This is a genomic window from Brevibacillus sp. JNUCC-41, assembly GCF_014844095.1.
Classification (GTDB): Bacteria; Bacillota; Bacilli; order Bacillales; family DSM-1321; genus Peribacillus; species Peribacillus aracenensis.
In genome coordinates this window covers 4172699-4185847 of sequence record NZ_CP062163.1, presented here as the reverse complement: position 1 = coordinate 4185847, position 13149 = coordinate 4172699, and the positions used below count along the sequence as shown (strand labels likewise).

At 42.4% G+C, this 13149-nt stretch carries 13 protein-coding genes; 1 reads left to right on the top strand and 12 read right to left on the bottom strand.

Annotated elements, in window-relative coordinates; translation table 11 throughout:
- Positions 1-17: 17 nt before the first annotated feature.
- From JNUCC41_RS20330 to JNUCC41_RS20285, 10 genes are read right to left on the bottom strand one after another with little or no spacing between them, the layout of a single operon-like run.
- Positions 18-791 carry a 2-keto-4-pentenoate hydratase gene (locus JNUCC41_RS20330; protein WP_192204553.1) on the bottom strand — a complete coding sequence of 258 codons (774 nt, stop codon included), beginning with the start codon at positions 789-791 and terminating at the stop codon, positions 18-20.
- Positions 788-1807, bottom strand: a complete 1020-nt coding sequence (gene dmpG, locus JNUCC41_RS20325) for a 4-hydroxy-2-oxovalerate aldolase (protein ID WP_192204552.1) — start codon at positions 1805-1807, stop codon at positions 788-790. Before dmpG ends, JNUCC41_RS20330 begins: the two co-directional genes overlap by 4 nt.
- A 34-nt stretch (positions 1808-1841) precedes the next feature.
- Positions 1842-2723: an acetaldehyde dehydrogenase (acetylating) gene (locus JNUCC41_RS20320; RefSeq protein WP_192204551.1), complete on the bottom strand. Its 882-nt coding sequence runs from the start codon at positions 2721-2723 to the stop codon at positions 1842-1844.
- A gap of 16 nt (positions 2724-2739) precedes the next feature.
- Positions 2740-3522: a 2-keto-4-pentenoate hydratase gene (locus JNUCC41_RS20315; RefSeq protein ID WP_192204550.1), complete on the bottom strand. Its 783-nt coding sequence runs from the start codon at positions 3520-3522 to the stop codon at positions 2740-2742.
- Positions 3523-3538: 16 nt separating this feature from the next.
- Positions 3539-5014, bottom strand: coding sequence for an aldehyde dehydrogenase (locus JNUCC41_RS20310; RefSeq protein WP_192204549.1), 1476 nt, complete (start codon positions 5012-5014; stop codon positions 3539-3541).
- A 47-nt stretch (positions 5015-5061) separates the two neighbouring features.
- Positions 5062-5523, bottom strand: a complete 462-nt coding sequence (locus JNUCC41_RS20305; protein ID WP_192204548.1) for a RidA family protein — start codon at positions 5521-5523, stop codon at positions 5062-5064.
- Complete coding sequence (locus JNUCC41_RS20300) at positions 5486-6532, bottom strand: amidohydrolase family protein (protein ID WP_192204547.1); 1047 nt, start codon at positions 6530-6532, stop codon at positions 5486-5488. The genes JNUCC41_RS20305 and JNUCC41_RS20300 overlap by 38 nt, the downstream gene beginning before the upstream one ends.
- On the bottom strand, positions 6517-7077 hold the full coding sequence (locus tag JNUCC41_RS20295; RefSeq protein ID WP_192204546.1) for a 3-hydroxyanthranilate 3,4-dioxygenase: 561 nt from the start codon (positions 7075-7077) through the stop codon (positions 6517-6519). Before JNUCC41_RS20295 ends, JNUCC41_RS20300 begins: the two co-directional genes overlap by 16 nt.
- 38 nt (positions 7078-7115) lie before the next feature.
- Entirely contained in the window at positions 7116-7865 is a 750-nt protein-coding gene (locus JNUCC41_RS20290; RefSeq protein WP_192204545.1) for an IclR family transcriptional regulator, read from the bottom strand.
- A 31-nt stretch (positions 7866-7896) separates the two neighbouring features.
- Entirely contained in the window at positions 7897-9378 is a 1482-nt protein-coding gene (locus JNUCC41_RS20285) for a 4-hydroxyphenylacetate 3-hydroxylase family protein (protein ID WP_192204544.1), read from the bottom strand.
- 683 nt (positions 9379-10061) lie between these two features.
- Between JNUCC41_RS20285 and JNUCC41_RS20280 the strand changes: the two genes are divergently transcribed.
- Entirely contained in the window at positions 10062-10847 is a 786-nt protein-coding gene (locus tag JNUCC41_RS20280) for a serine/threonine protein kinase (protein WP_228467392.1), read from the top strand.
- 360 nt (positions 10848-11207) lie between these two features.
- On the opposite strand, the gene JNUCC41_RS20275 is transcribed toward JNUCC41_RS20280, so the two are convergent.
- Positions 11208-11480, bottom strand: a complete 273-nt coding sequence (locus tag JNUCC41_RS20275) for an HU family DNA-binding protein (protein ID WP_076371466.1) — start codon at positions 11478-11480, stop codon at positions 11208-11210.
- Between the two features lie 150 nt (positions 11481-11630).
- Positions 11631-13148, bottom strand: a complete 1518-nt coding sequence (locus tag JNUCC41_RS20270) for a cobyric acid synthase (RefSeq protein WP_192204543.1) — start codon at positions 13146-13148, stop codon at positions 11631-11633.
- Position 13149: the final 1 nt, after the last annotated feature.

The following is a 13149-nucleotide window of genomic DNA, read 5'->3' as shown; positions in this document are numbered from 1 at the left end:
CTCCCCTTTGCCATATTTCACGATATAACATGTAAGGTCAGTTTCCCTAGTTCACCGTAATCTGCTATAATTTCATCGTTTGCCTGTATGGAAACGGCATCTGTAATTCCGCCTACCAATACAATCATTCCAGCTTGAATGGAAAGTCCTTCACGGCTAATCATTTTTACAAGTTCCACAATCGAGTGAATCGGATGATCGAGTACAGCTTCTCCAAGACCCCTCTTTTGCATTTCACCATTTTGATAAAGCGTAACTTCTGCTTGAGCCCAGTCCGTGTGGTACGGAGAATATGCTTGATTGCTAAGCAGGATTTTGGCTGAGGATGCGTTATCCGCTACTACATCGGTCAGTGTAAAAGAAAAATTTTTATAACGGCTGTCAATAACTTCTAGCGCAAGAAATACACATTCTACAGCCGGCCAGACATCTTTCGCCGTTATATTTGCACCTTTCAATTCATCCTTGAACAAAAAAGCAAATTCAGGTTCCACTCTCGGATGAATGAGTTCCCCAGCTTTTAATACTGGTTTAGTTAGTTCCATTGCAGATGTCAACCTGCCATAGATTGCTTCCTCTACCCCTACTTGCTGTTGTTTGGCTTTGCTCGTCAAGCCCATCTTCCACCCGATGAATCTGTTATCACCAGTGATCGTCTCATTTATGCTCAACTTCTGAATTTCATATGCTTGATTTACTGTTAGATCAGGATTGGATATTGTAAGCTTATCCATTTCACGTCCGTTTTTTTGCGATTCGGCTACCCGTTTTGCTAGTTGAACTAGTTTCATCTTAAAGTCCCTTCTTTCTGAAACGCCATTTGCTCAGCTACTTCAATTATGGTATCTTCCTGACCGCCAACCACTTTTTGCCGACCAAGCTCCAGCAAAATATCCCGGGCATCAACTCCATACTTTTTCGCCGCTTTATTTGCATGCAATAAAAAGCTGGAGTACACGCCACTATAACCCATGATTAAACTAGAGTCTGTTATTTCCTGGGGCTTGGGCATGATTGTATTTCCAACTTCCTCCGAAAGATCGAGCATTTTATATAAGTCAATTTCGGTACGGATACCCATCTTATCCAGAACGGCAACTAGCACTTCTGTCTGGGTATTACCAGCCCCTGCACCGAGACAGCGAATGCTGCCATCGATTCTATTCGCCCCTTCTTCAATTGCAATAAGCGAATTTGCCACAGCCAGCGATAAGTTATTGTGAGCATGAAAACCAATATCGATATTCAGCTTTGATCTTAATAACCGGATCCGCGTCTTCACATCTTGGGGCAAAAAAGATCCTGCGGAATCAACAACATACACAGCATCCGCTCCATAGGATTCCATTAGAAGGGCTTGTTCAAGAAGTTTTTCCGGTGATGCCATGTGAGACATCATTAAAAACCCGATTGCTTCCATACCGAGATGTTTCGCAGCTTCCAAATGTTGCTTTGAGACATCCGCTTCCGTTACGTGAGTTGCAACCCGCGCCATTTTCGCCCCAACTTGAGCAGCTTCCCTTAATTGGTCGATCGTCCCTATACCAGGGATTAAAAGTACTGAAATAACGGATTGGCCTGCAGCTTCAACAGCGGCTTCCACCAATTCAATATCATTCACTTTTGAAAAACCATATTGCAAAGATGATCCTCCCAGGCCATCTCCATGCGACACTTCAATATAAGGGACACCTGCAGCACTGAGTTTCCCAGTCATGTTCTTTACTTGATCGATGGTGAATTGATGTGCCACTACATGGCTCCCATCCCGCAATGCAACTTCAGTCACCAATACATCTTTACGCAAATGAATCCCACCTTTACAGTTCCGATTACCTTTTTCAAACAAATTGTTCGAATTGGCTTTTAGCGATCTCTTCCCCTACTTTTACTGCTGAAGCCGTCATTATATCTAAATTACCGGCATATACGGGAAGAAAGTCCCCTAATCCTTTCACTTCAAGAAAGACCGTTATTTGTTTCCCATCACATATCGCCTCGGTCTTCAAGCGGTACCCTGGAACATATTCAGATACTTTTTCCGCCATCTTATTTATGGACGTTGTTATTTCCTTCACATCATAAGAATCCGATTGAAGCAGACAATGAATGGTATCCCTCATGATGAGTGGCGGTTCGGCCGGATTTAGCAGAATGATAGCTTTTCCTTTTTTCGCTCCACCCACCTGTTCCAGGGCCCTTGCAGTTGTTTGGGTGAATTCATCAATATTGGCACGGGTTCCGGGACCGGCACTCCTGCTGGAAATTGTCGCTATTATTTCGGCATATTCGACCTGTGCCACTTGACTGATCGCATGAACGATGGGGATTGTCGCCTGACCGCCGCATGTAATCATGTTAACAACCGCCTCATTCAAATTTTCTTTTAAGTTCACGGAAGGAACGATAAACGGTCCGATTGCGGCAGGCGTCAAGTCTATCAGCTTCTTGTTCATCTTTTTCAAGGCTTTGCAGTGAAAAACATGCGCCTTCGCAGATGTGGCATCGAATAAAATGTCTGCAAGCTCCGGCCTTTCCAAAAAACCATCCAGGCCCTTTTCAATGACATGATGTCCGTGCATCCTGGCCTTCTTCAAACCCTCTGATTCCGTGTCAATACCAATCATTACCGACATTTCGAGAACATCCGACCGATGAATTTTCATCATTAAGTCCGTGCCGATATTCCCTGATCCAATAATGCCTACTTTTAGTTTTTTCAAGGCCGCTGGGCTCCTTTCACTCAAAATTAATCGAGACCTTTCCAAGTTTTTCTCCAAAGTCAGCAGAAAAACAGTCACCTGGTTTCGCTTCGATTGCTGCGGATAACGCACCGGACAAAATTACTTCGCCCGCTTTCAATGAACCTTTAAACCCATGCAGTTTATTTGCCAGCCACGCTACGCACGTTGCTGGATTTCCAAGTACCGCTTCACCTGTTCCCTGGTTCATGAATTCGCCATTTTTATAAAGGCTCATTTGAATGGAAGGAAGGTCGATTTCACTCAAGTGAATTTTGCGATCTCCCAGAATATATAGGCCCGATGATGCATTATCCGCCACAGTGTCCGGAAGTTTAATCTTCCAGTCCATCACCCGGCTATCAACCACTTCAATCGAAGCAACCACATAATCAGTGGCATCGATTACATCATTAACCGTAATATTGGGACCATGTAGATCTTTCTTTAAAATAAAAGCTACCTCTGCCTCCACTTTCGGTTGGATCAACCGCAGACCCGAAATACAGCCATTATTTTCCATATTCATTGCATCAAGTAAATGTCCGTAATCTGGTTCATTCACTCCCAGAACCTCCTGCATAGCCTTAGAAGTCAAGCCTATTTTCTTACCTGATACTTCCAGACCGAGCTGGGTCTTCCTTCGAATGGTTTCAAGTTGAATTTGGTAGGCATCCTCCACATCCAAATCGGGAATTTCACTGGTGGGGGCCGAAATCCCTATTCCTGTTTTTTCCGCTTTCAAAAACCTGGCAGACCATTCTGTTAAACTAACGTTCATGATGCTTCCCCCTTCTTTATAATTTAATCGTGACGTTAGACAGTTCACTGTAAAATTCGAAACTATGAGACCCGCCTTCACGGCCGATGCCACTGTGCTTCATACCGCCAAAAGGTGTGCGCAAATCACGCAAATACCAGGTATTCACCCAGATAATGCCCGCCTCTATTTTAGAAGCGACACGATGCGCTCTCCTTAAATCATTGGTCCAGATCGTTGCACCCAGTCCGTAATGAGTATCATTTGCGTGCTCCAGTACTTCTTCTTCCGTTTCGAAAGGCATGACCGTTACCACAGGACCAAAAATTTCTTCCCGTACACAACGGGATTCACGCGTAACTCTGGCAATAATTGTCGGTTCGATGAAAAAGCCATTTTCAAACTGTCCGGCTCTTCTTCCTCCAGTTAATATTTCCGCTCCTTCTTCTTTCGCCAGGTCAATGTAACTCATCACTTTTTTATAATGTTCTTTTCCTATTACAGCTCCTACTTCCGTTTCGGAATCAAACGGATCCCCGACTTTTAGTTTTTTTGTTCGCGTGACCATCTTTTCAAGGAATTCGTCATACAATCCTTGCTGAACATAGATTCTTGATCCACATAAACAAACTTCACCTTGGTTCATGAAGCTTGATTTCAATGTCGTTTCGATTACTTCATCAAGATTCGAGTCTGAAAATACAATATTCGGATTTTTCCCGCCCAGTTCAAAAGAGATTTTTTTCAACGTGGGCGCGGCAGCTTTCATAATCGCCGTTCCCGTTTTTGTTTCTCCAGTGAATGTTATCGCATCGACGTCCGGATGCTCACTTAGAGCAGCCCCAGCTGAATTTACACCATATCCATGCACAAGGTTGACAACTCCATCGGGAACTCCCGCTTCCTTACAAATCTCCATTAACTTTGTCGCTGTCATCGGCGTCAGTTCAGCCGGTTTCAAAACAGCTGTATTGCCAGCTGCCAGGCATGGTGCCAATTTCCATGTCAACAATAGCAAAGGTAAGTTCCAAGGATTGATCATTCCTACCACTCCTACGGGCCTCCTAATGGAATAATGAAGTGCGATGTTGTTCTGATTGAAGGATTCATTACCAAGTGTAGTGATATAGTCAGCAAAAAAGTGGAAATTGTGAGCCGAACGCTTGATATCCATTTCCAGTGCAAGGCTATATGGTTTCCCTGTGTCAAGGGTTTCCAACATTGTCAGTTCTTCTTTCTTTTCCAAAATGAGATCGCCGATTCGCCTTAGAACCACAGAGCGTTCATTATCGGTAAAGGATTTCCAAGGACCTTTAAGCGCATGTCGTGCTGCAGAAACAGCCTGATTCACCTCCTCTTTTCCTCCTTCTGCAACCCATCCAAGTATTTCTTCCGTTGCGGGATTGATATTGTCAAAAGTCTTGGATTGATCTGGATTCAGGAATTCCCCGTTAATAAAGTGACGGCAATCTATTGATTTAGTTGTATTTATGCTATCTTTTGCAACTTGCATGAAACATCCCTCTCCCTTTATTGAGACACCCGCTCAGTTCAAGTGCCTCAATCTTGTATTTCCACAATCATTTCAATTTCAATTGCAGTGTTATTTGGTAGTTGTGCCATTCCCACTGCTGAACGAGCATGTCTACCCCTCTCTCCAAATACGGCCACAAGCAGGTCTGATGCACCATTCAATACTTTGGGCTGTCCTGTGAAATTCTCAGCTGAATTAATCATTCCGAGAATTTTGATTACCTTCTTCACTCTGGATAGTTCTCCAAGCTCATCCTTCAGTACCCTCAGAAGATTAATCATTGACTGCCTCGCTGCCTGATACCCTTCCTCTTCCGTCAGCTCTTTGCCAAGCTTACCGTGATATTCATCAACACCTTGTCCGGATGTGAAAATCAAATTTCCCACCCGGACGTGGCTAACGTAGTTGCCGACCGCTTCCCTTGGCGGCTCAAGCATGATTCCAAGTTCTTCAAGGACTTGTTCTGGTGCTTTTACCTGTTTTCCCATGATTCTCCCCTCGTGATTCCAAATTTAAAAACCTCAGTGCATTTCTCCCTAAAAGATTCGCTTTCACTTCATCTGATAGATTTAGAGTGTCATCAATTACTTGACCTGGGGGCTTTTCTCTCAATAAAAATGAATAGTCGGAACCCATCAGCACTTTCTTATATCCAAAACGGTCAATCAGATACTGAATATTCCGGGTATCATAGTTCAGTGAATCGAAATAAAACTTTTGTGCATAGTGGCTTGGCGGCATTGATGTTTTTCTTAAATCAGGCCATACTTCCCATCCCTGATCGATCCGAGGTAAAATATATGGAAATGAGCCCCCGCCATGTGCAAAACAGATTTTCAGATCCGGGAACTTTTCCATGATGCCACTCCATAAAATGCTTGCTGCCGCCAATGCCGTTTCACTCGGCATCGCCACTGTATACATGAGGTTATGCCGTTCCGTTCGGTCTTTTGCCATTGTTTCCCATGGGTGTATAAACAGTGGGACATTCCACTTTTCAGCCATTTGGAAGAATTCCAATAAAAAAGGAGAATCCAGATTTTCTCCATTTACGTTAGTACCGATTTCGATTCCCGCCATACCAAGCTCAAACTTACAGCGTTCCATTTCCCTGATTGCCACTTTCAAATCCTGAAGAGGTACAGTACCGAGACCGATGAACCTGTCAGGATGCCTGTTCACAGTCCCAGAAATGAAATCATTCTGGAACTGGGACATGTATAGCGCCTGATCAATTGGCGCCCAGTATGAAAATGTCACTGGCACCGGTGAGAGCACCTGCATATCGACTCCCTCCGCATCCATATCCTGAATGCGTTTTTCAGGGTCCCATACCTGGTCAGTCACTTTCCTGAACAGTTTTCCGCTTACCATGATATCCGCCCCGCAAGAGCATTTCTGCTCTAGCACTGGCCAGCGCCCCTGACCAAATTTACCGGTTAAGTCTGGCAGGTCCAGCGGAAGAATATGTGTATGAAAATCTATTCGCATTTCCAAGCCTCAACGTTTTCTGACATAACATGACCGCATTCACTACAGGTGCGAAGTTCCTTACTTCCGTTGAAAGCCTCGATCGCCTCTTTCACCTGGACCTCAATATTCGTCAATTGGATCGTAACTTTGTGCATCTCATGGTTACAATTCCCGCAAAACCAAACAAAATCTTCAAGCTCATCTTTAGCACGCTTGCGCTCTATGACAATGCCGTAAGTATCAGGTACACGATGAGGAGAATGAGGTACATCAGCTGGCAGCATAAACATTTCCCCCTCATTCACCTCCACTACTTCACGGTCCCCGCTTTGGTTGATGCATTCTACATAGCAGGAGCCTTTTATCTGATAAAACAACTCGTCAGAAGGGTCTACATGAAAATCACGCCGATAATTCGGACCACCAAGAAGCATGACGATGAATTCGGAATCTTCCCAAAGCACTTTGTTATTAACCGGCGGTTTCAATAAATGTTTATTGTCCTCAATAATTTTTATTAGATTTAATGATCTAGCCTGTAATTTTGAAGATTGAGCATATCCTTTCATAAATAAACTACCTCCATTTTTCTCAATAATCCGAAAATTCACATTAAAGACATGTAACCTACTTGTTTTGAAATCATTTGTGCCGATCGTATTACAGACTGAATAATTCTCGTTTTTTCTTTCCCAATCATATAATTTCGATCCCCGACAAGGTTAAGTGCTGCAATAACTTGGCCATTATAGGATTTAATGGGTGCTGCAACTCCATATAAACCATGATCATTTTCATCATCACTAATCGCATATCCTTGTTTGCGGATGTCCTTTAATTCTTCATTCAATTGGTTGATGCAAGTAATCGTGTTAGTTGAGTGCTTCAATAGCCCTTTTGCAAGCGTAGGCTGAATAAAGGATGGGTTAAAGGCAAGTAATACTTTCCCGCTGCTCGTACAATGAGCTGGTTTTCTTGCTCCTATATATGTTGTCATATGCTCGGCATGAGGGGACGTCATTTTCATCACAAACCTGACTTCGCCTTCGTGAAACATACCGATGTGAGAATTACCTTTAAATTGCAGGACAAGATTACTGATAATTGGACCTGCCTCATAATGAATATCCTGCTGATACATGACTTTACTGCTCCACTCAAGTAACTTCCATCCAAGCCGGTACTTTCGATCTTTGCCTTGGATCAGCATCCCTTCCTTGCACATCGTTTTCACTAGATGATGTGATGAGCTTGGACTCATATTCAATTTTTCAGCTATTTCCTTATTTCCAAGTGCGGGTTCTTCATTAGTGAATAAATCAAGTATCTTTATAAGCTTCTCAACGGACGAAATCATGACGGCCCCCCTCCCCATTCAACTATTAAAATTACTGGTTAACCGCATCGATGGCTACTTGCATCGGTTTGTTAAGCACTTCATCAACCATGTTAAAGTTGTTGTTTTTCTTATATTTATTATAAAAAATCGCTCTTTTCCGAACTGGATCACCCGTGTAATAGCGTTCGTATTGAAGAAGGCGCTGTCCAAACGCTTCCCCGCATAAATCCCAAGCAAGTTTAAACACGCGAACTCGCTCTTCCGCTGAAACCCCGCTACGTCCTCCATAATATTTATCGATATCAATGCGCAATTCGGGATTATCAAAGTCGGCCCCTGTCGGAGACATCAACAGCCCTCCAGCTCCAATGGTCTGGATAACCTCTATGGCACGTGGATACATCTCTGGAAGGAAACCGCGAATCGTTTCCAATGCATCCGGATTTGGCCGGGCCTCACCGTAGTCATTAATCGTGTACTCATATTCCGCTACCCGAAGCAGTGAACGGATGACTTCCACAGATTGAACAAGTTCACCCAAATCACGCTGTACATGCAGGAATCCATCGACTCCGATAGAGTCTGCCACTTTACAAGCGACTTCAACGGCAAATGCCAGTTTAATATATCCACGCACGCCTGATTGGTGAGCAGGCTGTTCAGCGATTCCCGTCATTGGATACAAGCGGTTTGCCGCCTCCACATTGTTGTATAAGAAGACACGATTCCAAGGAACCAGAACATCATTAAATACAAGCAGGGCATCCATTTCCTCATAACGGGAGGCCAGTGGATGGTCAAACATCGAGCGTGTTCCGTCCTGCATTGGTTCCCGGCAGATAATGCGCAGTCCAGGCGTATCGATCGGCAGTGCAAATGCTACCGCATGACGTTCATCCCCTGGTGTGAATCCTGGGAAAGAATAGATAATCACTTCATCTGTAATCGGTGCCAGCGTTGCTAACATTTTTGCACCGCGAACAAGTATTCCTTCTTCTCTTTCCTCAACAGTCCCTAAGTGGGTATATGTTTCTTTTTGTTCATGAGATTGCTTGCTTCGATCATTTTGAGGATTAATGATTGCATGCGTCAAGAATAAATCATTGTCACGAATATAGGCATAATAATCCTTGATGTTCTTTGACCAGTCTTTGTTGTATTTATCAAGAAACCAGGAATTATGTGCCATGGAAGTGACCACGACATTTAAAAAGTCCGGCGTTCTCCCCATTAGTCCATATGTCATCCTTGCATACACTTCAAATAATTTACTTCTTTTTTGCAAATCCTCCGATGTCTTCGGGAATAAGAAAGCATTATTAACACGTTCCCCGGTCTCTTTGCAAATGTGGGTGATTTCATCTTGATATTCCGGGTCATGTTGAATGTCATACAACCTCGCAATTTCTTGTATCGGCTGCTTAAAAATTGGCTCATTATAAATATCCTCGACCACTCTTCCACCAAGCCAGACTTCTGGCTTTCTCGATTTAATTCTATTAATATATTCTTCACCGGTTTTAATGCCCATAAGAAACCCCCTCATTTTACAAGTTGTTTAGCAGACCCCATTTTCCCTCGATGAAAGTAAGCGCTTCCAAATCTTCGAAATGTAACTCCTGGATCTCACCGATGAACAATACATGATCACCAGCCTCAAACTCTCTTCATGGTTTGCATTCCATCCAGGCAACACTCCCATTTATTTTTGGCATAATCCCCTTGTTATTCCAGTCGTTTACTGCCCGCAAATTTCCATGCAATAGATTCTTGCTCATCCGACAAAATATTATTGGTAAAAGATTTATCTTTCATGCTAGTGCAGGCTTTTGCTTCATTATGAATTGATACTAAAGCGAGCGGGGAATCCAAGGAAACCTAGGTAAATGAATTCACATTTGAACTTTCCCATCAAGACTCCGGTTAGGAATTTACCAGAGCAATTTCTCAACTCGCGCTCATCCATCTAATCACCTCCTACTCTTTCATTATGAATTCATTATAGTAAACTTAATAATTTTAAAAATCATATAATTTCATATTATGAAATTTAAGGGATTTTTTTTAATAGCTCGTTTTATTTGTGAATTATCGTAAAAAGACTTTCATTACCGCATTAACAAAAATCAGTGTTAAACTATCCATGATCATTCGTATTTCCAGCTTTGGTCATTTCGACTCGAATATATAAAAGTGGTGAGGGAAGTTTCAATTTTGCGTTCCTTAAGAAAGATCTACCAATTTTTTGTGGATATACCTTTAAAAAAAGGAGTGGTTTTGAATGACCGTTACGAGGTGAAAACTGTAATCGGTACAGGAAGCTATGGTATTGTTTACCTTTGCAATGATTTGAAAAAGAATGAGAATATAGTGATCAAGCAGCTCCGGAATAGTAAACGCCGCAGCAAAAAAGAGCTGAAACAGTTTGAAAATGAAATGACCATTTTACAAATGTTAAACCACACAAACATCCCCAAATTTCACGAGAATTTTTCATATGGCGGAAATGTTTATTTTGTGATGGATTTCATTGCAGGGGATAATTTAGAAGCCCATATTTTCTCGAATCAATTAACGTTCAATGAGAAAGAGTCTCTATTTTTTCTGGATGAGCTGGTCGGTTTAGTAACTTATCTACATGGCCATGACATTTGCCATCAAGATTTACGAATACCAAATATTTTACTTAAGAACCATCAGCCCATTTTGATAGACTTTGGTTTGTCTATAATGATCAATTCGACAGATCTCGCACAAGAATCCATTTTAGAGCTGAAAAGGCAGGATTTTTACGACTTGGGGGAAATACTTCTATATGCACTTTATACGACGTACGCTTCCAAAAGTAAAAAGGCTCTTCCTTGGACAGAAGAGCTTTCGTTAGAAAAAGAAACCGTGCATATTCTGAAAAGGTTATTAACCATCCAAGAACCTTATTCAGATATCAAGGAAATCTCAATGGACCTGCAGGCTGCATTGAAGTCACAGAAATTGAATTAACTGCTGCTGCCACGCCCCTTTCTCTTGTAGCGGTCACTTCCACTCATGGGATACCTTTTAAACCCTCGGCTGCTGCTGCTGCCTCGGCGATAATGACCATGTCTTCGCTCACTGCTTCCTTGGGAAAGCTGTTTGATTTTTTTCATTATTTTCTTCAGCATATCTTTCACCTCTTTTATTATGGTTTTAAAGCTTGTTATTCATTTAGCCTAACATAATCACAGTATAAACCTTATTAATAAATACTATAATTTTTTCATATGTGTTACTTTCTATTACTAACCGGGTAAGTTGAAATGACTGTAAACATAAAAAACCTGGCGAGCATTGCATCGCCAGGTTTTTTTCTTCGTTCATCATTTATTTTACAGCGTCTTTTAATTCCTTACCTGCTTTAAATGCCGGTACTTTACTAGCTGCAATTTGTATTTCCTCGCCAGTTTGCGGGTTTCTTCCTGTACGGGCAGCACGATCACGCACTTCAAATGTTCCAAAACCAACTAATTGGATCTTTTCTTCTTTAGCAAGTGTAGCAGTGATTGTTTCAAACAATGCATCCACTACTTTTTTTGCTTCGTCTTTTGTCAGTTCAGCTTGTGCTGCAACACTGCTCACTAATTCTGTTTTATTCATATGAACACCTCATCCTTTTATTTTGTATAAAGTATGTAGAGAAGACAACATAACATATCTTGTATGCCCCTGTCACTTATTATGGCTAAAATAAAAGGGATTGCAGCTCTAAATTGAGCTTTTTTGAAGATAAAAGGGCTTGGATTAACATTAACTTTCTGCAGTTTCCAGCTGCAGCCATTGATAGATGGTATCCATATCAATGTTTTCCTCCAAATGGGAAGCCAAGAGATTGTAAGCTTCCTCCCTACGCTCCGAGTCGCTTTGGACGTTCTCCTTCACTTCTTCCAACCCCTTGTTCCGTCGAATTTGGTTAACTAGCAATCTAGTGAACAAGCGATTATGGAATATCCCATGAAGATATGTTCCCATTACCTTGTTATCATTGGAAATGGCTCCATCCTCTCTTCCATCCCTCAATAAAAGAAAGGGCCTTACTTGCGACTTCAATGTCGTTCTGCCTAAATGTATTTCGAAACCGTTAAGATTCATTTGACCTTCCATTATCCCGGCAGAAAGGACACCTTCCATTTGTACTGTTTTCTTTTCTGCCTGAAAAACGGTTTCCACCGGAAGAAGCGAGAGCCCGTACGCATTCTCACCGTCACCTTCGACCGCATTCGTATCGAATAGTTTAGTCCCTAGCATTTGAAAACCGCCGCATATGCCAAAGATCATCGTTCCTTGTTTCCGCAGTTCTTTGATGGCCCGATCCAACCCCATACGATTCAACCATTTTAAATCTTCCATCGTGTTTTTTGTACCAGGCAAAATTACCAGATCGGGATTACCTAACTCATGGACACTGCTTACTAGGCGGACACCTACTCCGGGTTCATCAAAAAAAGGATCCACATCTGTAAAATTGGAGATCCGCGGAAATCTCAAGACGGCTACATCGATCGGAAACTCAGCCTTTTTAGGTTTTTTAAAACGTAAGGAAGAAAGGGCAAGTGAATCTTCCGCTTCAATATTCACGTCTAGATAGGGCAGTACCCCGAGAACCGGAATCCCGGTTTCCTTTTCCACCCATTCAATGCCATCGTCCAACAATTCACGCATGCCACGAAATTTATTGATGATGATCCCCTTTACACTATCTCGTTCATCTTGATCCAATAAAGCAAGTGTGCCGATGATGGAGGCAAATACTCCACCACGATCAATATCGGCCACCAAAATGACTGCCGCATCCGTGAGTTTAGCCATTCGCATATTTGCGATATCCCGGTCCTTAAGGTTAATTTCAGCCGGACTTCCTGCCCCTTCGAGTACGATGATGTCATAGTCTTCTTGAAGTTTTTCGACCGATTTACGGATGATCGGCATGGCTTCCTGGACAAATTGGGACCGATAGCTTTTTGCATTCATATCAAGAAAATGCTTTCCGTGCACGATGACTTCCGAAACCATATCCTGCTTTGGTTTCAGTAATATCGGATTCATATCGGTCGTTGCCGTGATCCTTGCTGCTTCCGCCTGTACTCCCTGAGCCCGTCCGATTTCACCGCCATCCAAGGTTACATAAGAATTCAAAGCCATGTTTTGTGATTTGAATGGGACGACACGTAATCCTTTATTGGAAAATACCCGGCAAAATGCCGTACAAATCAAACTTTTCCCTACATCAGACGACGTCCCTTGTATCATGATGGATCGTGCCTTCATT